This is a genomic window from Devosia sp. 919, assembly GCF_013185965.1.
In the GTDB taxonomy this organism is placed as follows: domain Bacteria; phylum Pseudomonadota; class Alphaproteobacteria; order Rhizobiales; family Devosiaceae; genus Devosia.
This window is the reverse complement of record NZ_JABAOL010000002.1, coordinates 58,241-79,032: the sequence shown is the minus strand read 5'-3', so window position 1 is coordinate 79,032 and position 20,792 is coordinate 58,241. Positions and strand designations below refer to the sequence as shown.

The 20,792-nt window shown below is 58.6% G+C and carries 18 protein-coding genes; 8 read left to right on the top strand and 10 right to left on the bottom strand.

Annotated elements, in window-relative coordinates:
• Positions 1 to 63: 63 nt before the first annotated feature.
• The 4 genes from HRQ64_RS17760 to HRQ64_RS17745 all read right to left on the bottom strand — a co-directional run bounded on the left by HRQ64_RS17760 (position 64) and on the right by HRQ64_RS17745 (position 3,108).
• Positions 64 to 633 carry a hypothetical protein gene (locus tag HRQ64_RS17760; RefSeq protein ID WP_172125283.1) on the bottom strand — a complete coding sequence of 190 codons (570 nt, stop codon included), beginning with the start codon at positions 631 to 633 and terminating at the stop codon, positions 64 to 66.
• 2 nt (positions 634 to 635) lie between these two features.
• Positions 636 to 1,154, bottom strand: coding sequence for a hypothetical protein (locus HRQ64_RS17755; RefSeq protein ID WP_172125281.1), 519 nt, complete (start codon positions 1,152 to 1,154; stop codon positions 636 to 638).
• A 314-nt stretch (positions 1,155 to 1,468) separates the two neighbouring features.
• Positions 1,469 to 2,221, bottom strand: coding sequence for a hypothetical protein (locus HRQ64_RS19990; protein WP_210258705.1), 753 nt, complete (start codon positions 2,219 to 2,221; stop codon positions 1,469 to 1,471).
• A gap of 134 nt (positions 2,222 to 2,355) precedes the next feature.
• Positions 2,356 to 3,108, bottom strand: a complete 753-nt coding sequence (locus tag HRQ64_RS17745) for a hypothetical protein (RefSeq protein ID WP_172125169.1) — start codon at positions 3,106 to 3,108, stop codon at positions 2,356 to 2,358.
• A gap of 762 nt (positions 3,109 to 3,870) precedes the next feature.
• Here HRQ64_RS17745 and HRQ64_RS17740 point away from each other — a divergent pair.
• The gene (locus HRQ64_RS17740; RefSeq protein ID WP_172125279.1) at positions 3,871 to 4,038 is read left to right on the top strand and encodes a hypothetical protein; all 168 of its coding nucleotides are present in this window, start codon (positions 3,871 to 3,873) and stop codon (positions 4,036 to 4,038) included.
• Between the two features lie 1,635 nt (positions 4,039 to 5,673).
• Here the strand turns inward: HRQ64_RS17740 and HRQ64_RS17735 are convergent.
• The 5 genes from HRQ64_RS17735 to HRQ64_RS17710 form a co-directional block, all read right to left on the bottom strand.
• Positions 5,674 to 7,854 (bottom strand): hypothetical protein, encoded by a 2,181-nt coding sequence (locus HRQ64_RS17735; RefSeq protein WP_172125277.1) that lies wholly within the window; start codon positions 7,852 to 7,854, stop codon positions 5,674 to 5,676.
• 1,234 nt (positions 7,855 to 9,088) lie between these two features.
• Complete coding sequence (locus HRQ64_RS17725) at positions 9,089 to 10,513, bottom strand: hypothetical protein (protein WP_172125273.1); 1,425 nt, start codon at positions 10,511 to 10,513, stop codon at positions 9,089 to 9,091.
• 164 nt (positions 10,514 to 10,677) lie between these two features.
• Positions 10,678 to 11,871: an HlyD family efflux transporter periplasmic adaptor subunit gene (locus tag HRQ64_RS17720; RefSeq protein ID WP_172125271.1), complete on the bottom strand. Its 1,194-nt coding sequence runs from the start codon at positions 11,869 to 11,871 to the stop codon at positions 10,678 to 10,680.
• Between the two features lie 32 nt (positions 11,872 to 11,903).
• Positions 11,904 to 12,176, bottom strand: a complete 273-nt coding sequence (locus HRQ64_RS17715; protein ID WP_172125269.1) for a hypothetical protein — start codon at positions 12,174 to 12,176, stop codon at positions 11,904 to 11,906.
• A 478-nt stretch (positions 12,177 to 12,654) separates the two neighbouring features.
• A complete protein-coding gene (locus HRQ64_RS17710) occupies positions 12,655 to 13,830 on the bottom strand; it encodes a site-specific integrase (RefSeq protein WP_172125267.1) in 1,176 nt (391 codons plus the stop codon).
• Positions 13,831 to 14,116: 286 nt separating this feature from the next.
• On the opposite strand from HRQ64_RS17710, the gene HRQ64_RS17705 reads away from it, so the two are divergent.
• Both HRQ64_RS17705 and HRQ64_RS17700 read left to right on the top strand, forming a co-directional pair.
• The gene (locus tag HRQ64_RS17705; protein WP_172125265.1) at positions 14,117 to 15,013 is read left to right on the top strand and encodes a DUF6538 domain-containing protein; all 897 of its coding nucleotides are present in this window, start codon (positions 14,117 to 14,119) and stop codon (positions 15,011 to 15,013) included.
• Positions 14,991 to 15,422, top strand: coding sequence for a hypothetical protein (locus HRQ64_RS17700; protein WP_172125263.1), 432 nt, complete (start codon positions 14,991 to 14,993; stop codon positions 15,420 to 15,422). The genes HRQ64_RS17705 and HRQ64_RS17700 overlap by 23 nt, the downstream gene beginning before the upstream one ends.
• On the opposite strand, the gene HRQ64_RS17695 is transcribed toward HRQ64_RS17700, so the two are convergent.
• Entirely contained in the window at positions 15,379 to 16,086 is a 708-nt protein-coding gene (locus HRQ64_RS17695; protein ID WP_248307283.1) for an NmrA family NAD(P)-binding protein, read from the bottom strand. The genes HRQ64_RS17700 and HRQ64_RS17695 overlap by 44 nt on opposite strands.
• Between HRQ64_RS17695 and HRQ64_RS17690 the strand changes: the two genes are divergently transcribed.
• From HRQ64_RS17690 to HRQ64_RS17670, 5 genes are all read left to right on the top strand, one after another.
• Complete coding sequence (locus HRQ64_RS17690; protein ID WP_172125259.1) at positions 15,976 to 16,602, top strand: sugar phosphate isomerase/epimerase family protein; 627 nt, start codon at positions 15,976 to 15,978, stop codon at positions 16,600 to 16,602. The genes HRQ64_RS17695 and HRQ64_RS17690 overlap by 111 nt on opposite strands.
• Positions 16,603 to 17,255: 653 nt before the next feature.
• Positions 17,256 to 18,272: an ABC transporter permease gene (locus HRQ64_RS17685; protein ID WP_127754453.1), complete on the top strand. Its 1,017-nt coding sequence runs from the start codon at positions 17,256 to 17,258 to the stop codon at positions 18,270 to 18,272.
• Positions 18,269 to 19,177 (top strand): nickel transporter permease, encoded by a 909-nt coding sequence (nikC, locus tag HRQ64_RS17680; RefSeq protein ID WP_172125257.1) that lies wholly within the window; start codon positions 18,269 to 18,271, stop codon positions 19,175 to 19,177. The genes HRQ64_RS17685 and nikC overlap by 4 nt, the downstream gene beginning before the upstream one ends.
• Positions 19,167 to 20,003: an ABC transporter ATP-binding protein gene (locus HRQ64_RS17675; RefSeq protein ID WP_172125255.1), complete on the top strand. Its 837-nt coding sequence runs from the start codon at positions 19,167 to 19,169 to the stop codon at positions 20,001 to 20,003. Before nikC ends, HRQ64_RS17675 begins: the two co-directional genes overlap by 11 nt.
• Entirely contained in the window at positions 19,991 to 20,752 is a 762-nt protein-coding gene (locus tag HRQ64_RS17670) for an ABC transporter ATP-binding protein (RefSeq protein ID WP_349236747.1), read from the top strand. Before HRQ64_RS17675 ends, HRQ64_RS17670 begins: the two co-directional genes overlap by 13 nt.
• The last annotated feature ends 40 nt before the right edge of the window (positions 20,753 to 20,792 follow it).

The following is a 20,792-nucleotide window of genomic DNA, read 5'->3' as shown; positions in this document are numbered from 1 at the left end:
TGGATTTTGGTCAGTAGCGGGGGTTCTGGATGGCGCGAAAGCCGACAACTCGAGCAGTGCCGCCTACCACGCGCTAGAGCGCTGCAGGTCGCCGGTTCCATAGACGAATCGGCGCTCGCTCAGGGCCTTCCTCACCGCGCCGGCTAGGTCGCTACAGCCAACCGGTTGCACCAGCCGCATGGCGGTAGCGAGACCCAGCCGCTTTGTTGACGGCAACCGATGTTCCGAAAGGACGAAGAACTGCCACTGCGCTGGGTCGCGATGGTCGGCGTTGTCGTCGACAAGGTCATGCAGTCCAAGCACATAAACATCAGCGTTGCGGCCGGCTCTCTCCGTCCAATCCGTGCCGTTCTCCCAGAACCCTGTCCGTGCCGCAATATCCCACGATGGCTTCGATGGGGCCTTCGTCACCCACGTCTGCCTCATGGCCGATTGCTTGACCTCCAGACGGGTCCCATCCGGATGGATGAAGTCGCATGAGGCGTAGTCTGCACTGCACCAGTTCCAGTCCGGCAGTGCAGTGGCCACAATGGCCTCGACAATGACAGATCGGTAAACGTTGGTCACCAACGGCTTGCCGAAGATGGTGTCGGCGGCGATGCGCTTCACAATTTCAGTTGTCAGCCCTTCCATCGTTACCTTGCTTCCCTCAGATACGGCATGCTTACCTGGTTCCCGGTTACGCGATACGTGCAATACGCCTGATATTTGGAGGGGACGTTGAAGGCGTTTGTCGCGGTAAATTCCAAAAGCATGTCCAAGCCTCCGGCGACTTCGTAGGGCGGGGTGCCGCTCCACTCGCGACGGTATGAACCCGGGAAGTTTAGGTTAGCCCTCGCCAACTTCTCGCACGATCGAGTGAAGTTAGCCTCTCGCACACCGGCGGCGTTGCTGGCCGATACCGCTAGCGCAAGCACTTGGAAGCCGACCGCACCGAAAAAGAGCAGCAGTCCTAAACCGCCAACTAGGGCTACTCCTTTCAGGGTCCCCATAGCCATGTCCTTCGGCTTGAAGAATGACTTGAGGGCGGACCCAATCGACTCGTCATCTTCGGAGAATGGAGATAGAGCCTCTTGTGAAATCGTTGGCCGTTTGCGATGCGCAGGAGAAGGCTCGGCGCTTCGGCCTCGCTTACCAAAAGTTTTTGCCTGCATATGAGCCTCCCCGCGCTGTAGCCTACCGAGGAAGGATTGCTGCCGCCCTAGAAACTTGCCTCAAACTTTAGCGAAGGCAGCTCTAGATCCACATTGAGGGCAAGCTACTCCTGGCCAACTCCGGATCAACTTTTTCTGCAGTCAGACTGTCACCCACATCCCGGCCCTTGAGCCTGATTGCGGCCAGCCCTCCGGCACTGGAAGCGTGTTGATCGCGTCAATCAGCGCCCGCTGCGGCAGATGAGTATAGTGCCTACTCATACTATCGACTGCGTGGCCAAGTATCTGGTCCTTGATGTGTGGGTGCACGCCGTTCAGAACCAATTGCGTCGATAACGTATGCCGAGCGGTGTAAAGCGAGATGTCGGTAATTCCTGACCTTGCCCTTGCGCTCGCAATAGCTGAGCGTAGCTGGCCGCCCCCGCCTTGGCGCGGCCGATATGGCGGGCCACGATTGTACGAAACACCGCCCCAGCGCGTGCAGCCAGGTCCGCTAACAATGGCACCAGAACCTCATGGCTCGGCACACCTCTCGGCTGCCCGGTTTTGGTGTGCAGAAGCGTAATCCAACGACCGCTCACGTCGACCTGTTCCGATTGGAGCGCGAACAGCTCTATGGGTCGCATGCCGGTGTAAAAAAGGGTAGCCAGCACAGCCGCCGGTGCTGGAGACATGTGGCTGAGGAACGCCCAAGCGAGATCATAGCTCACTGCTGTCGTTCCAGCCCTGACTATTGTTTTGATCGCGAGAGTGCCTTTAGGCTTGCGGGGCCGGCGCCAAGTGCGGGCAGCCGCCCACTCGTTCCCCACCGCATGGTTCCAGACGGCGATGAATGGAGTGTACGCGCTGCGGTTTTGGGTCTCGCGTGAAGTGTGCCCATACAGCCGACTAGAAGCATCATCGAGATCGGCCTGTTTGATGCTGTTCAGCTTACGCTTTCCCAGCTCACCGATCAGCTTGGGCAGGTACGTGCCTTGGCCTCCGTACGCGATGTAGGCTTCGCACGCCTGGCTAAAAGTGTGTTCCTCGTAGCTGAGATCTACTTGCCGCTCGATCTCACGGAGCACGACACGCGCCCGGGCTCGGTCCTTGGTTTTGGTGCTCGCAAAGATGGCCTCCCCGTACACGGTGCCCCTTGCGTAGCAATAATCCCCTCGCTGAACGAGCTTAAGGCTGCCCCGGCGCTCGACAGTGACGCGAGTCATTGCTTGGACTTGAGGTAAGCTGCCTGGCCAGCTGGTGTGGCCCGCAGAAACTCTTTCCCGTCCCAGTCCACGGCTTCCACATACTGTTTGGCATGGAGCAGGCCAGCTGTTGCAGCTCCAGCACCTCGCAACTGCCAGTGTTCAGCCTGGCCACCATATTCATCGACAATCTGCTTCATTACAGACATCTCACGCTTGCCCATAGGACGGGCCAGTTCTTCCGGTGAGTGGCCGTCGACAAAGCGGTGCCATTCTGGCGCACGAAAATCGTTTGGGTTGATCTTCTTGGCAGCGCGGCTGGAGGGCAGTATCACCTTGCTCCCTGATAAGCCGGATTTTTGCCGAGCTAGTGCGATACCCTCGGCTGTAAGCTCCAAATGTGTGCCGTCATCTTTGATCAAGTCCCTAGACGCTAGGTTCTTGCGGGATGTCGGCCCAGCACCCTCGATCGTAGAGGCATCTACGGGGCCGCCGCCACGCCTCAGTAGGGCGGTGAGCAGAATGCGCTCCCATTGGGTGACATGAGTCTTGGCTATATCCACAGCGGTACCAACCTCAAAGTCATCCCAAGTGTCGGCCTCCTCCACGTCCGACGTAGGGCCGACGGGTTCCAGAGCAAACAGAGCGGCATCAATCTCTGTCCTTAGCCAGATACGCCGACTGCCGATCGCCTTGGGCCTTGGCATGCGTCCGTCAGCGACCATGTGGTCAAACATCGTCGCTGACACATTGCAGTACTCGGCAGCCATGATGCGCGAGAGCGCCATCGGGGGTAGGGATGGGGGTAGGGAGCTTGGGCGTGACCTCGTCACTTGCTAACCCGTGCAGCGATACTGGGCTGCGGCCAGACGACATCCGTGATTCCGCGTTGCGGGAATGCGTGCTGAGGTGAGACGCCTAAGCGGAGCCGTGTTGCGGAAGATCGGTATCCGTCTTGCATGTTGCAAGATTAGATTCGGCCTTCGGCTTGGTCAACGATGTTGTTCTGGGAGGATATATTCGTATCGGAATAGTATCGCACGGCGAATGCGCATATATGCGAATGATTATACTAGTCGTGTTGTCCGCAACTAGAATGTCACTGACTTACTCCCTCTTGAAGCACCAGAAAAACGCAAGAACGCTGCCCGCTGGGGCAGTTTCTTCGCTTGCCGTTAATTACGAAATCGGTAGGGTGATCGCAGAGCTTCGAAACTCTCGCTGTGGTCCCTTGCCGGGGATTGCACAGCAATCGCGATAGATGGGCAGAAGGCTTGCCGGCCTGAAGCTCATCGAAAACTGACGCGCCCGATACCGTCGGGCTGCGACCGGCTCACTATGCCGGGAGTGCCACGGTCCCGCAAGCGAAAGTTTGCGGTCATGCAATACCCTTCGGGGAAAGGCTGTGGCGCATGTTTCGCGACATGTTTCGAAGCTCCCGGTGCCAGTGACGACCACTGGCATGGGTTGAGCGCCTTCGAAAGCGTGATGCCCCCGGCCTTCGAAAGCCGGTCTCGCGAAAGCCTACTCAAATGACCATCGAAATTTTCGGACGTAAGATGAAGCGCGACACTGTCGAAGCGCTCATTGAGGAGATGATTGCCGCCTTGAACGCGGCTGACGGTGAACCGGATAGTGAACCCGAAACCGACGAGGACGATCTACGCTGGTGCCCTAAGCGTCTACCGAAAGCAGCTTAGTCGGGCAGGGGACTTCGTGTGTCATTCATGCTCCATGAAGTCCCCAGTTGCCAGCAAGAGTTGGAAGCGCCGGCGCTTCCCAGCAACGGACTAAGTATCACCTACAAACTGCCGGCTGCCTTTCCATTCGAGGTGACTGAAGTAGCCGGGGCAGTTGCGCCAGCCGGAGCCGCTGCGGGCCGGCTAAGGCGTGCCAGCGATTGGCGGAATAAGGCAAGCTTCACAGGGTTTATGAAATAACTTAGGGGCATCAATCCGCCGCAGCCCGAAAGGCGTGATCCACCAGTGATTTAACGGGGTAATGTGGTGGGCCCACCAGGACTCGAACCTGGAACCAGAGCGGTCTTCTCAGAGGTAAACTTCGAAGACACATAGAAAGCTGGTGCAATCACCGGCAACTCCGGAGTAAAATTGCGGACTTGCTATTTTCCCGGTTGTTTTCGTAAAAAGAGGTAAATTATGGGCGGGGCAGGGTCGGGTAGGCGCCGAACTGGAAGCAAGAACCACGATCTATGTAGATTGGACTTGGCACAGATCCGGGGAACCTTGCCACTGAGTAGTGGTGTATCCGGATCGATTACTTGGAATAACAGCCGAAGTAGAGCCACATCGTACTTCTCGGCAACGGACGAAGGCCTCCAGATTTCTGATCACCCGGACGAGTCACGGTCCTCTTCTCGCCAGAACATTGAGTTTGCGAGCTCAACCACAAGCTTCGGAGGACGGCGCCTTTGGTTCAAATGCCCGAAGTGCCACTCGCGCTGCCGCGTTCTGTTCAAGGCCTCCCAGTGGCTGTGCGGGAGATGCAGCTCGATACACTACCCTACTCAGTCCATGTCACAAAACGACCGGTGCCTAGATAAGCTTGCAAAGTCGAAGCGACTAATTTCAGAACGCCTGAATGGCACCGATCGTTGTTATCCGGAGAAGCCCAAGGGAATGCACTGGAAGACATTCAACGATGCCCAGCGGAGGATCGAGCAGCTTGAGGCTGTGATGGACCGAATTGTGGACACGTGGATGCTGAGCAGGAGCAGCAATTGAAGGCGATATCTTTTGGATACGGCCTTGGACCGCAGACAAGGGCGTGTAATCACCCTGCTACACGGGAGCGGACCCGGGGGTTGACCCTGCATTCAGGCAAAAACACCTTTTGTGAAGCCCAGCGTAGGCGGAGGACATCTCCGCCAAAATGGATGTTGGATGTTGCCTAATCGGGCCAGTTAGCTAACCGGGTAGCAAGGGGCTCCGCATTGTTGAAGAGGTGCGGGGCAACTGAGCGAACACGGGCGACCTCAGCGGAAGAAATATCAATCTCTAGCCGCGTGTATGCTTCATAGGTCTCTCCAAATCCTCCTAGTGGTGGCTCAAGGATCAAGGTCTGGATGTCATCCTCTGGGCGTTCCTTCACTCTCAGCAGGCCTATTGATTGGATAGACAAGAGATCGCCCGACGCCGTTTGGACGTTCATGGTAATAGCTCTATTTCAAGTTCATCGTACTTAATTTCTGAAGTTGTCCGGTTTTGTCGGTTTATTCGGTTTTCCTAGTGTGTGGAGGGTAGAAGAGAACAAATGGAGTGATCACTAGATTTCTCTTCTTAGGAGATACCGGAAATACCTGAGAAATGGTTGTTCTACATGGGTCGCTCATCTTCTACACAAGCACCCTCTAGCCACCACACTGAAGCCTTGTTGGCACTTCGCTGCCGAAAGCACTTCCCGTTGACTACGCGATCCTTGTTCCGCTTAAGCCACCATCCTGCTGATTTCGGGGACCAAATTCCTCTGGGACATGCATTTGCAAGCGCCTCGCGGATTTGGCAAAGTCCCTGGTCTTCAGAACCTACGCCTATGTCTGCCAGTGCAATCCTGCGAGAGCCGACGGCACGTTCCCAAGTAGCCATGATTTCCCGCAACTCGTTCTTCACGGGGTCATTTTCAAACAGTGTCGTTCGCGAGTCTGCAGGATCTGCGTAGCCCAGCCACACCAGCGTCCCCCGCACTAGATCCCAGTCGCCGAACGAGCCCATGGTTGGAAGTTTAGGTTTCAAATGCAGCATTGAAAAAGCTCTTAGGGCTGTCAGTCCTGCGACAACTAGGTCGGCCCGGTTAGCGAAAGCGTACGCTTTCGGGTCGAAATCGAAAGTTCGAGTATCGGGGCGTTCCACTTTTGCGTCGAGACGACAAACAACCGCTCGTCGAGATAAATCTCCTGCAAGCGTAAGGTTATTGCCCGTCGCCAATACTAAGCTGACACATGGCAGGAGGCGCCGCTCACTCTGCCCAAGTATCCGCGCTTGAACAACACTCTGACTCAGCATTGAGCAGAGGAAGTCGCCGCACACAGGCCTCTCGATGTTGTCGATTAGAATAACCGGATCTCCGGCATGGAGAACTGTGGAGAGCCGCTTTTCATCTTCTTCGCTGGACTTCCCCTGTGACATTGCCGCCGGGCATGTGCCGGATGCTAAAATTCCCGCTAATTCAGCTAACATCGATTTACCGGTGCCGGCGGCTGGCGCGTCAAAGGCGTGCAGAGGTGCAGACTGCAAACTTCGTCTAATTAGCGCAGTCAACATGGCTGAGAGAGCAACCGAGTAACTCGCCGTCTTGGTCGGAAGTGCTGCTTCGTTCTCGTCGTCAGCTACGGGATCGACAAAGGGGAACTCGCTCAAGAGAAAGGCAAACTTCTCCAGACCCGCAGCCGCCTCTTCTTTACTGGGTTCAGCCGGGATCGTTGGGAATACGGAGTTGCCGAAGTCGAGTAACAAGCCACTCTCTGCGTCAAACCCGGGCTCTTGGATTATCCTCCCGTCAGTTGCCAAAGTCGGGGCGTTTACGACCGCACGAAGGTTCGGCGCCTTCCAAGATCCCTTTCTTGAAAGGTATGTATCGGCATATTTCTGCGGTGGATCCACCGGGACCAGTTGATAGTCTTTGCCGAGCTTCTTTCTCCGCACCCAGCGCATATGTCTGGCGAATTCCTCCGTCAAATGGGTAGAGGAGACACTTGTAAGGACGAGGGTTCCTTCGTCCCGAAGAACATCGCCGGCGCTGCTTCCGCCTGCTCCAATGCGGAATGGGCGCACTAACTCACCTCCGCGCTGGTATATCTTTACGCCTGAACTTAGTAATTGCTGCTCAGCTTGGTCTACAATCTCAACGAGGCGGCCGTCTGTCACTATTATTTGTGGCCGCCATGCTGGAGTGACGGCCGCTAATTTTATCAGAGCCGGAAGATCGTGGCCCGCATTCAGCCAGTCCGAAACGTCACTCTTCTCAGCCATGCCGTCAAATCTAAGCACCGTCACACTTTTAGCCAGTCCTGACAGGGAGGTTGCAACCTGTTCAGCATGCTGTCGTCCGCGTTCATCATTGTCGGCGCATATGATTACGTCACGTCCAGTTAGGGCTGGGGAGAATTCGTTCTTCCACTTGAGGGCGCCGAACGGGTTAGTTGTTGCAACTAAGCCCATAGAGACGAGGCGTTCGGCGTCTTTCTCGCCTTCGGTGATCCAAACAAGGTGCTCCCGGTCGGATTGGGTCAGCTCAGGAAGTCGATATAGGACCGGATGCAAGTCTCCGAGTCCGTTGTACTCCTCCATATGATCTTCTGGGTTTAGCCTGTCTCCGTACCGCAATAAATTGGGGCGACGGGTCCGAAAAACCTTCTCCTGCGAACCAGTAAGGCCTTTGTCGATATAGTAGAGAACTTCTCCACTTGCTGAACGATATTCGAAGCGTTGCAATAAAGTAGTGGATCTTCCCCACCGCGGACGATCTTCATCATCCTCGTTAAACGAGCCCGAAGTCATCACTCACCTGTCGTTGTTTGTGCTCAGGACAAAAGGGCGCCGCAGCCAAGCCAATGGCGCTCAGAACTGAATCTTGCGGTCTATAATTGGAAGCTAAGCGGCTTTGGTTCTTGCCTTCGCAAGTCTCCGCTGCTGCCACTCAACGAGCTCTGACTCTAACCACGCGATGGCACGCCCGGAGTCGCTCAACTTGATCGGTGCTGGAAACTCACCGCTAGCAACCATATCGCGTATGGCTGTTCGTTTAAGTCCGACAATTTTCTCAACTTCATCACGCCGCAAGAAACGGGCAAGGCTCTGCTGTGCGGTTTCCACTTGGAACTCCTGATCCAGAAAATGGTGCAAAGGGTTCCGCGCTTACAAAGCCAATTGATGTGGGGAAGTGGCTAGACCCCCGGCGGAGTAATCTGTCCTCTTAAACGCTCGAGAACGTCTGCAAGCATTAGCCGAGTAGCAACGAGTGTGCAACCGAAAAGTTGGTAAACCACTGAACTATAAAAGAAAAGCTCTTTTCTGTTTGGGGCAGTTTCATTGTGAGTGTTGATACCGGGCGATTTTAGAAGCTGACGCATTCGGAAGGGCACCAAGCGGTTGAGTAGCTTGCCGTCGCGGTCGATCAGCCGTTGGCAGTGCAAGCCGGATCTTGCCGCAGCAGCGTCTTGAGTGGCGAAGGCCAACTTGATTGGGTTCAAGTCAGGGCTGGGGGCAGCTAGAAGAGCTGAGCCCGACCCTCAGTGACAGCCTCACGGATGCCGACGCGTTTCAACTGCCGCAAAACCCCGCAGATGCTGCGAGTAGCTCTGGCCAGTCTGCTAGCGTGTGATAGCCCCCTCCACCTCGCCGACGCCATATGAATGACTGAAACTCAGCTTGGGAATCTGAACCGCACCGGGTCTATCGGGGACTCTAAATCCCAAGTAGGATGGAGCCTGATGAAAAACGCTGGACTGGCCTCGCACTGGACAGCACCTTGCTTTCCGCATTCAGCGGACTGTTGGTTGACCGCCTGTGTGATCTAACAGGGCAGTTCCCATGCGTTCCAGGAGTTCCTAAAAGAGACGATCGTCCTCATTGAGGGCGACATCCACCCCGGTGGGAGTCCGCCTGGATGTTGTTGGCTCGGCGAAGTTGGCGCCGTGAGCAGACTGGCAGCTGACAGGAGCCAAAGGTAGGGCAGTCAGTCGCGCGGCAGCAAGGAGGATGGGTGCAGCACTAGGGCGCTGGCACGGGTAGCTCAAGGCACAAACCAGACGGTTAGCAGGCCGGACTCCACCGCTGACGGAAACTCCCGCGCGAACACCATCGACAACCGTTGGGCGCCCAATTCGGTGCTGACCATGTAGCGCACGCCGGCGTAGTTGCCGCTCCCCGCGATGGCGATATAGTTGCGAGCTTGGCGCAGGATGTGTGCCTCCCGTTGCGGCAGCCACATCTGACCCATGTTTCCATATTTCGCCTCGACCAGATAGCCGTTGGTCATGGCGTCGACAAGGATGTGCCTGGTGTTGCCGCGCGTCGTAGTCGCAAAGACAGCCTCCTTGTTGGTCCCCGTCGCCCAGCGCTGATACTCCGCCCACCCCTCCTCCCCGGTCATCGGTGTCCTGCCGACGAAGCGGTAGGGGCTGACGGCGCGGCGGGCGCGCAGTGCCCGACCAATCTTGGCGCCGCCACCAACGCCGCCGGCGCCCATGAACCAGAAAGCGGGAGCGAGCATCCGCTCGCTGCTGAGGGCGCGGCGCACCGCGTTTCCCGCCTGCGGCAGCAAGGGCAAGCCCTCGAAGGCGAGGTTTTCGAACAGCTGCTCGCCCATGATCCCGGCACCGCCATGGTGAGGATCAATGGGTAGCCGGAAATCGTCGAGAGCGTCGAATGGACGATCCGTATAGGGCGTCAACAAGGGTGCGAGCGGACCGAGGTGGCTCATTGCGGCCCGCGTTGCCAATTTGCCGAGTGTCTGGGCAGCCGACAGCAAGCCATTATAGCCGCCCCGCCCGAATTGCACGAGGTCACCCACCTCAATGTGACCGAGCCCCTCAGCAGTCCTCAGCGCTTCCGGGTGCGAGACTTGGGGCTGGAAAGGCATCGGCGCCGAGATCACCACCTCTTCCGTCCACTGCACCGGGGGATTTGGCGGGGTGCGTTCCGGCCGTGAGGCAACGAGCCGCTCCGGCCGGGGCGCCGATGGGCGTCGCTGCGATGGCAGAGGCGGTGAACGGCTACCATCCACTTGGGTGGACGAGGTTATCCCGGTGAACTCGGCGGGGCCGCGATAGGGCCTTACACCGCGAACCAAGACCTCGTCTATCGGCTTCGGGGGTGGAGGTGCAGAGCGCGGAATTACCCGGGTGTCGAAATCCATGGTCAGCTCGCCTCGAACCGGGCCCAGCGGGTCGGGCGTGTAGTCCGGGAAGTCGGAACGGGTTGCCGGTGCGGGCGTATTGTCGGCGAGAAGGTCGGGGCTTTTGAGCAGGCTCTGCGAGGGATCACGGCCGTCTGGATCTGCCGCGCGCTGCACCATGCGCGTCTGATCGTCGGCGGCATCATCCCCGGCCGGCTGTGCGCGGGGCCGACCCGCCTCCACGTCGTCATCAACACCCGCCGTGCGGATGGCAAAAGGATCGTCGCCGCGCGTATCAAATCCGCCGGTCAGATCGGACAAGTCGTCTCGCCCAGTCAGATAGAGTCCGAGTATGGGTCCCAGATGAGGTACCTGGGCAGACCACTGGCCTATCGAATACTGCGCCACGCCACTTCCGCCAGTGGGAGAATCAGAGGAACCACCACCGCCGAATATCTCATCCAGGAAATCTAGGGGGTTCCACATCAGGGCGTCAGGGTGATTTCGGTGGCGTCGAAGTCGAAGTGGTAGTTGAGTGGCAGTAGGCGTCCGGTAGGGCCCTGATTGTCGCAGCGGATGATGACGTTCCATTGCTCGTCGGCGGGATCATGACCACGGATAGCGCTAACCACCCCATTGATCACCACCGGCGGGGCGCCGGGTTCCCCGAACAGCTGCGTGGTGAGCTCGGCATTGTATCCGATCCGCACCAAGCCGCGGCACTTGATCGTGCCGACAAGAAAGACAGTGCGGTCGTTCTCGAGCCGAACCACAGGTTGTCCGACGGCGACGAAATCCCCGACATTGTGAAAGACCGCGGTGATCACCCCGTCGAATGGCGCCATCAGGAACGTGTCGACATAAGCCAGCTGGATCTTGCGCACCTCGGACGCGGTCATCGCACGCTGGAAGAGGACATTCTCGTGGGTGTTGAGGCTGACAAGGCGATAGGCAGCGAGCCGTTCCTGGCGAAGGGCGATCTCGCTCCGTAGGTAGCGCGCGCGGTTGTCGGCGGGAGGTATCTGGTATTCGTGACCGATGTACCGGGTTGTTATCTCGGCCGTGGTGTTGAAGCTTTGCCCACCCGTAGTCGTGCTTTTAGAGGTGCTGATGCTTTCGGGCGCGAGCACCTCGCCCGGTCCGAGCTCTTGATAGAGCGTGGCAATCCGGTCGTGGCGCTTGGAGAGCACTTCCGAGAGGCGGTCGAGGAGCTTCAGCAGCGAGTTGGGATCATTGGCGTTGCGGCCGATGAGCTCGGTTCGCTTCTTGACGGCTTCGTCAGTCAAGTCGGCGCCATTCTTGAGCGCATACCACGACAGCGCCTGCGTCAGCCCAGCAGCGATGTCCGCCGCCCGAAGCCGCGATAGCGCAATCCGCGACAGGGATGTGTCAATCTGGTCGGCCCCATCGCCGATTGGCTGCGACATGGCTATTGCACTGGCCACGGCGCTGGGTTTGGGCGTAGCCTGACCCGTACCAAGGACTGCCAGCAGGTCGTAGGGCGAAGGTAGCGATACCTCGGGCCGCAGCTCATCTTGAAACTCGCGCAGGCCGAAGGACTGCACTGTCCTACCCAGCAGGTCCTCCGGCAGATACTCGATTATGCCGCTAAGGGGATAGCAAAGATCCGCAGACTGGGTTGGGCGGACGCTCAGATCGATCGCCTTTGCAGAAACCATTCTCGTGCTCCCTCGTCCGCGCGGATCGCCATCTAGGATCTCAAGGCCATGATCGTGCAACTCACCGTGCTATCGGCGTCACAATCGGCAAAAAGGCCGGTGAGCCCTTTTAACGGATAGGTCCAGCACTCGCCCGGCTGCAGGGTGCCAAGGCCCCCGGCGGCCGGCTCAGCGGTGAGCACGATCTCGTCACCGCGCGGGTCATTGTGAATCATCAGCAACAGCGGATCGTCGAGCCCAACAACAACGCCGGCCGATCCCCACAGATAGGTCTTCGTGCGGACCTTGACGCTGTAACTGTACATCGCCTCCCTCCTTGGCGGACGCGCGAGCAGTCGGCAACCAAAGGAGGACTGTTAACCGAACAACCATGACGCTCAATAGCCATTCCGATTTACCGGTCCTGCAAGCCCCGACACAGGTTGCCGGAGGCCTGTGCCAGACGATGCAGGGGCAATGGCTCATCGTCGCCTAGCTTCTAGCCGAGATTAAACTGCGTTAGGCCGCGACAGGTACGAGAGCAGCGTGTGGGTCGCTGGCGCGTAGTTTTTCGCGGTGAGAGCCGCATGGGCGACCCTGGCAGGATGATCAATTGCTTGTAGGGGTTGGGCAGAGCGGTGAAGAAGGCCAGAACGTCAGTCTCTGAGGGGATGCCATCCCATTCGCCGCGAATGACATCACCGGCACCGTAATGGCCCCCAGGTCCATCACCGGCAACTTCGTGCACATGTCGATGTAAGTGCCTTTAGGGGTGGGATCATCGAGCTCCAGAACCGCGCTAGATCATTCGCTACAGTACTTTGCCCAATCACGCATCAACTCCCGGCGCTTGTCGAACAGGTCGCCGCGTCGGTAAGCTGCCTCAACCTTGTTTATGATTGTATGCGCGAGAGCCATTTCCACGACGTGATTTGCGTAGCTTGTGCTTTCTGCTGCCCAGTCGCGGAAGGTGGATCGAAAGCCATGTACCGTAACATGATCAAAGCCCATCCGCTTTAGCACCGACGCCATTGCCATGTTGCTGATCCCAGTTCCCCTCCGCAGCCCAGCGAACACGAACGAATTGCCCTCCTCGCGCGGCAAAGCTCGGAGAGTTTTGACTGCAGAAGGGCTCAACGGGACGCGGTGCTCTTTGCCGGCTTTCATGCGCTCCGCTGGAATAGTCCAAACCCGATTTTCTAAGTCGATTTCGTCCCATCTAGCGCCGGTGACTTCACTGGTCCTTGCTGCGCAGATTATCGTGTACTCCAGCGCTCGCGCCGAACTTCCCTCGCGAGCGCTCAGAACGCTCATGAAGTGCGGAATGTCGGCGTGAGGGAGTGCAGCATGATGGGAAACGGCTGAGATGCGGGAGCGGGCCGGCAGCGCCTCCTTCAGGTGCCCAGTCCAGCGAGCGGGATTATCACCATTGCGAAAGCCACGAACCGTGGCCCAGGCCAGCACTTTTTCTACTCGGCCACGGACCCGAGATGCAGTTTCGGTCTTGCTGTGCCAGATGGGTTCAAGCGCTCTCAAAACCTCCGAAGTGCCGATCTCTCCAACTGGCAATTCACCGAAATGTGGGAACACGTAGTCTCGCAACGTAGAAAGAAACTGAGCTGCGTGCTTCGGATTCTGCCACTGCGCTTTGTGCTGGTCGTAGTAGTGCTGCGCCGCGTCCCTGAACGTAATGGTTTTCGCTGCCGCAAGTGAGCTGGCGGCCATCTTCGCCCGCTTCTCCGTTAGTGGGTCTCGCCCATCCGCTAATGCGCGACGCGCATCACGTGCCTTGTCTCGAGCCTCTTCAAGAGTAAAGTCTGCGACGCTGCCCAAGCCCATCGATTTCTCACGGCCGTCTCGCTCGTAGCGGAAAAGCCAGGACTTAGTTCCTGTAGGGGTTACTTGGAGGTATAATCCTCGCCCGTCGCCATACCTGCCCGGCTCAGTGAGGCGCTCCACCTTCTTGACCGAGAGTTTCATAAGCACCCACCGTTATGAACCCGGATCAACCCCCGGATTGGCCTACGGACACACAACGACGAATAATGCGCGATTACGGCGCAAGTAAACAGAAAAATCGCCGTTCACGCAGGCGCTTCCGACCTCTATGCGAACCTTTTGCGACACTCTCCGGCTCATTCCGAGTTGGTCGGAGGCGGTCTTCCTCTCCGCCACTCCTAAGCCGTTGAAAATGCAGACCGAGAGTCCGAATCAAAACGCGGATTCTGTCACAGCATCCCGTCACATCCGACGGGGCGTTTGTTCATTGCTTAAGTCCATTGCATCCTTGGTGCACCGGCGAGGTTCGGTCTACTGGTTCCGCAAATCGGTGCCCGTCGACCTGATTGATCGCCTTGGCAGTTCGGACATCCGGCGGTCATTGCGTACGTGCAATGCCCGGGTAGCCCGGCAAAGGGCGTGGGCACTGATCTTGGTGGTCGAGGAAGCATTCGCGATATTGCGCAACGCAGGGCTGACGCCCGGCGTGCGCGATGCGTTGAGTGCAGTCCTTGACAATGTCATGGACGATCTGGATCGGTCCGGCCAGCAATGGTCCCAGAGGTTGCGGTACCGGGCATTGCTGGACAGCCTAGTTGGTGCCGAACCTGCAGCTGCAGGGGAAATCAGTGCACCGCCGGCAACCGTGATCACAGCATCGGAACCGCACCCCGTTTCCCGCGGCCCTGAGCCACAGCGACAGCCGTTTAAATCGCTGACCTCCCAAAGCTCTGGAGAAATTGCGCAGGCTGTGATCGAGGCAATCAACCTCGGCAAAACCCACCCTGACGCAGCTATGCCTCTCACATTTTTCCTGCCAAAGCATATCGCTGCTTTACGCAAGGCTGGTCGGGGGGAGCAGTATCTCAGCGAGGTGGGCACCAAGATGCGCATCTTCGCTTGCACCGTCGGCGACAAGCCCGTGCATGAGTATAACAAGGGCGATCTTCTCGGTTATCGCGATCTGATCGACCAGATGCCTCATGATGCAATCAAGCACCTTAAGACAGATGATCCTGTTCGCGCGATCGCGCTCAACCAACGACGTGCGGTTCCTCTGCCGAGCATCAGTTCAACCACCGTAAACAGCAAATACCTGACAATCGTCCGTGGATTCTTTGGCTATCTGGTGGAGAGGGGCATTGCTCACCAGCAATCCCGTTAGCGCTGTGAAATCCGTCCAAGGTGAAAATGACGAGGACGTTCTCAACGTTGTGGTCCGGCTGCCGTTCTCGATGAAGATGCAGGCCGAGATTATGCGTCGGACTGGCCAAAAACCAAGAAATTCCGCTGATTTTTGGTGGCCGCGCATCAATCTCCGTCAAGGTCTGCGGCTGCAGGAGTTCACTCAACTCAGTGTATTTGATTTCCGCATGCTGCACGGCCGGATGTGTCTTGACCTGCTACACTTCGATTTCGATGGCGATCCTCGTCACCGTAGCCGCCGCAAAGAACTGAAGCTGAAATCGAACGCCGCACTCCGCATCATGCCCTTGGCACAGGAGGTGCTCGACAGCGGCTTTCTCGACTTCATCGAAAGGCGACGGCGCTTATTCTGCCGATGTTGCGGCTGACCCAGTCCGTGATGGTGAGAGGCTCAATTCCATGACGCTGCAGCATTTCGGGGCGCGCGGGATAACCGACATCTGCCAACCAAATATGTGAAAGGGCCACCCTCGCCGGCAGGCCGAGCGCAACAGCCTCATCTACGTTGACTGATGTTACGCTCACCGCTTTGCCGCTGTTGCTTTCGAGCACTTCGGCGAGTTCAGCATAGGAGACATACGCGTCGGCAAGCTCTATTTCCGCTCCATGGAACCGCTGTGGATCGGTGAGCATCTCGGCTGCTGCCCGGCCAATCGTATCGTAGGAAACGAAGGATACCCGCTGATCTGGCGACATGGCGATCAGAATATCTGCATTCGTCGCTAAGCGCGGATAGAGGAAGCTGGCGCGTAGCACGAGGTTGTCCAGGATCAGGGCGGGCCGCAGGAAGGCATGGTAGCGAAACGGCGCCGAACGCACCCACCGTTCCTGATTAATCTTGGACGGCCAATAGTTGGGCTTCAGTTCATCCGCATCATGTCCATAGATCTCTTCCTGCTGGGGCACGCCAGAGACGGTCGAGTGAATATATTGTTCCACCCCTGCGGTAATCGCCGCGTCAAGCAACATACGGAACTCCGACAAGGGCGCCCCGTCCTGCTGCATCGAGAAAACACCACGCACGCCTTCCATCGCAAAGCCTCACGCGTTGCCGGCGAAGACAATTTCAAGGCCGCGGCAGAAGGGCTGGCGCTGGTTGCGGAAACGGCCCGAGGCATGGGGATGATACTCTCGCTCGAGGTGGTCACCCGCTATGAAACCAACTTGATCAACACCGCCGCCGACGCTGTGCGCCTCATCGAGGCGATCGGCGCCGACAATGTGAAAGTTGACCTCGACACCTTCCACATGAATATCGAGGAAGACGACATGATGGCCACGCTGGAATTGGCACTGCCGCATCTTGCCTATTTCGAGATCGACCAGAACCACCGTGGTTTGTTAAGCCGGGGCACGATCCAGTTCTCGCCATTGCTGCAGCGGCTCAAGGCGGCTGAGTATAGCGGGCTGGTTGGCGTCGAGGCCTTTTCGTCTGCCATTTCCCATCCCGACATCACGGCTGGCGTCGGGGCCTGGCGCAACATGTTCGAGGACGGCGACGAGGTCGCGCGGGAAGGCATCGAACTCATGGCCCAACACGGCTTTTGATCGAACCAAGCAGTTGCAATTCCGGCGCTAGCCCCGCTGCCTTGTGCGGGGTAACCACCGCCCTGCAGGGTGGCGGATGCTGCCGGCACAACGAAAACTTGCACGGGCGAAGCTGTTGTCGAGGTTGCCGCAGCCCTCCGCTGCACCTCACAGAGTGCCTTCGCTCATGCGATCAAACGAACGATGGGCTGCGCCCCGCGCATTTGCTGGGTGCGGGGGCTGTATATAAAGCTCCAATGTATATCAGGCTTGCCTTGCGCCGAAATATAATGAGTGGCAAGTATTGGTCCATGAGGGGCCAACTATGTCGGCGGCAGGTGCATTTGTCACCGCCACCGTCGCGGTGCGGAACCCCGGATCTTGTTGGTGGACGCGGAAGGTTCGCCTGCGCGGATGGTAGATGCCATGCTTTCTAGAGTTACAGACCTCGACATGGCCACTGATTTGATGCTGCGTACCAACCGTAGCAGGCCGGTTCCTCCCATAAGCCGCAGACCGCGTAGCGGCCAGAGAGAGTGGTTCGGAACCCGGGCCGCGCTATGCAGCCCAGCACGTCTTCAGGTCGTAATGCGTGTGGGCGCGGCAGAGTGAGCGCCGAAGTTCAGGCCCCTAGCGGTCAGATTGCTGCGCGAGGCGTCAGCGGCAAGCGGCCGATGGCTGTTCTAGGCCGGATTGCCTCACTTGTACTTACCCTCGCGATCACTTTTGTTGGCCTGACCGCGGTAACCTTTCTGATCAGCCGCCTGACCAATATCGATCCGGTGCTCGCTGTGACGGGCGACCGGGTGGGCGCGGCAACTTATGATGCGGTCTACAAGGAGCTCGGGCTCGACCAACCGGTGTTTGTTCAGTACGGCATCTACCTAAAGCGCCTCGTGTCCGGCGATTTCGGGGTTTCGGTGCTGACCTCGCGCCCGGTGCTGAGCGACCTGTTGCGCGTATTTCCGGCCACGTTTGAACTTGCAACTATCGCCATCATCATCGGGGTGGTGCTTGGCATTCCAATGGGGGTTGTTGCAGCTGCCGCCAAGGGCCGCTGGCCGGATCAAGTTATCCGGGTGGTGGGTCTTCTCGGCTATTCCGTCCCGATCTTTTGGCTCGGTCTGGTTGGACTTTTCCTGTTTTACGGCAAGCTCGGCTGGGTGGCAGGAACTGGTCGATTGGATGTGTTCTACCAGGGCGTCCTTGAGCACCGCACCGGCGTGATCCTGATCGACGCAGCGCTGGAAGGAAACTGGGAGATCTTCTCGAATGCTTTCAGTCACCTGATACTGCCCGCGAGCTTGCTGGGCTACTTCTCGCTTGCCTATATCGCCCGCATGACGCGCAGCTTCATGATCGACCAGCTAAGCCAGGAATATGTCATCGCGGCGCGCATCAAGGGCAACTCCTATTGGGGCGCAGTCTGGCGGCACGCATTCCCCAACATCATGGTGCCGCTGATCACTGTAATCGGGCTGAGCTATGCCTCGCTGCTGGAAGGAGCCGTGCTTACGGAAACCGTGTTCGCCTGGCCGGGGCTGGGTCTCTACATCACCCGCGCCTTGTTCAACAGCGACATGAACGCCGTGCTCGGCGGGACGGTGCTGGTTGGCGCGGTCTTTATCACGATCAACGTCGTGTCCGACATGCTCTACAAGTTGTTCGATCCGCGGCTGAGGCGCTCATGAGCGACACCATTGGACAGTGGCTGGCAAGCGACGCGCCCCAGTCCCGGCGTCAGGCCATATTCGGCAGCGTTTACCGCAGTTTCCGCGCCGTTGTCGCCAATCCAACGGCGCTGATCGGGTTGGTGATTGTCACGGTGTTGGTTCTGCTGGCGGTGTTCGCGCCCTTGTTGACCATGGGCAAGTCACCGTTCGAGTCAGTGCTCAGCGACCGGCTTGCACCGCCCTCCGCCACTTACTGGTTTGGTGCCGACGAGTTGGGCCGCGACATCTTCACTCGAACACTGTACGGGGCACGGGCGACCCTGACCATCGTGCTTCTCGTTTCTGTTGTGGTTGTGCCGATTGGCCTCGCGCTGGGCACCGCGGCAGGCTATGCGGGTGGCTGGCTGGACGTGGTGTTGATGCGCATCACTGACATATTCCTGGCCTTCCCCCGCCTGATTTTGGCACTTGCCTTTGCTGCGGCGCTCGGGCCGGGCATTGAAAACGCAGTGCTCGCCATTGCTCTGACGTCCTGGCCTGCCTATGCCCGCTTGGCGCGCTCGGAAACCATGGCGATCGCCCATAGCGACTTCATCCAGGCGGCAGTCCTTCAGGGCGCCTCGACCGGGCGGATCTTGTTTCGACACGTGGTGCCGCTTTGCCTGTCCTCGGTGATCGTCCGCCTCACCCTCGACATGGCTGGAATCATTCTCACCGCCGCCGGTCTCGGCTTTCTTGGCCTTGGCGCCCAGCCGCCGACTCCTGAATGGGGGGCAATGGTTTCGGCGGGGCGCGAAGTTATTCTTGACCAGTGGTGGGTGGCGACCATTCCCGGGCTCGCCATCTTCATCGTCAGCTTGGGGTTCAATCTGCTGGGCGATGGGCTGCGTGACGTGTTTGATCCGAAATCCAATGACCGATAATCTTCTTGTCGTTGAAGGCCTCGAGGTTAGCTTTCCAACACGGTCCGGCGTGACGCGCGCGGTCCGGGACGCCAGCTTCACCCTGGGCCGGGAGCGCCTCGGTGTCGTCGGGGAATCCGGATCAGGCAAAAGCACAATGGGACGGGCGCTTCTCGGCCTGCTGCCGCGCTCGGCCACTGTCACGGCGCAAACAATGTCCTACGCCGGCAAGAACCTGCTGGGTTGCACCGAGCGTGAATGGGGCGAACTGCGCGGCCGCCGTATGTCAATGGTGATGCAGGATCCCAAATATTCGCTCAACCCGGTGCAGACCGTCGGAAAGCAGATCGAGGAAACCTTGCTGCTGCACATCAAGACGTCCCGCGCCGACGCCCGGCAGCGGACGCTGGCGATGCTCGAGGCGGTGCAGATCCGCGACCCCGAACTGGTTCATGGGCTCCACCCCCACCAGCTCTCGGGCGGCATGGGCCAGCGCGTGATGATTGCCATGATGCTGGTGGCCGAACCTGACCTGCTGATCGCCGACGAGCCGACTTCGGCGCTTGACGTCACTGTGCAGAACGAAGTCCTGCGCATTCTGGATGATCTTGTGCGTGACCGCGGCATGGGGCTCATCATGATCAGCCACAATCTGACCATGGTGGCGAGCTTCTGCGACCGCGTGCTGATCATGTATGGCGGCCGCATTGTCGAGCAATGCGCGGCCAGGGACCTTCACAATGCGCGCCACCCCTATACAAGGGCGTTGGTGGCCGCGACTCCATCGCTCGATGCCCAACAGGCTGAACTTGCGACCATGGTCCGCGACCCCGAGTGGCTCGCGTGATCTCGGTCAACAATCTCGACATCATTTTTCGTGTGGGCAGCCGGGAAATCCGCGCCGTGCAGGGCGTTTCCTTTGCGGTGGCGCCGGGTGAAAGCTTTGGCATTGTTGGCGAGTCCGGTTCAGGTAAGTCCACCGTGCTGCGGGCGATTGCGGGCCTCGTGCCCCCCAGTGATGGAACCATCGAGGTCAACGGCCGGCCCGCTGGCAGTCGACGACGCTCCGATCGGCGCTTGCTGCAATATGTGTTCCAGGATCCCTACGGCTCCCTGCATCCGCGCAAGACCGTCGACGACACCCTCAGGGAGCCGCTTGAGATCCACCGGGAAGGCGATATCGACGCAAAGGTCTCGCAAGCGATTGCCGATGTCGGACTTCAACCCATGCAGCGCTTCCGCTATCCGCACCAGCTCTCCGGCGGCCAGCGCCAGCGGGTAGCCATTGCCCGCGCCCTGATGCTCAAACCGCCAATCCTGCTGCTCGATGAGCCGACATCGGCGCTGGACGTATCCATCCAGGCCGAAATCCTCAATCTGCTGGGGCGGCTCGGGCGCAGCTACAGCCTCACATCCATCCTGGTGAGCCACGATCTTGCGGTGGTGGCGCATCTTTGCAGCCGCATTGCCATCATGCAGCTCGGCCGGGTGGTTGAAGTGATCAGCGCCGAGGACCTGCGGGCAGGCAAGATGAAAGTCGAGTACACGCGCAACCTGGTTCAAGCAAGCCGTGGCTTTACGCGGGCAGGCGCCTAGCCAGTCTCTTGTCTTTTTAGGCAAAAGCACTTCACATGAC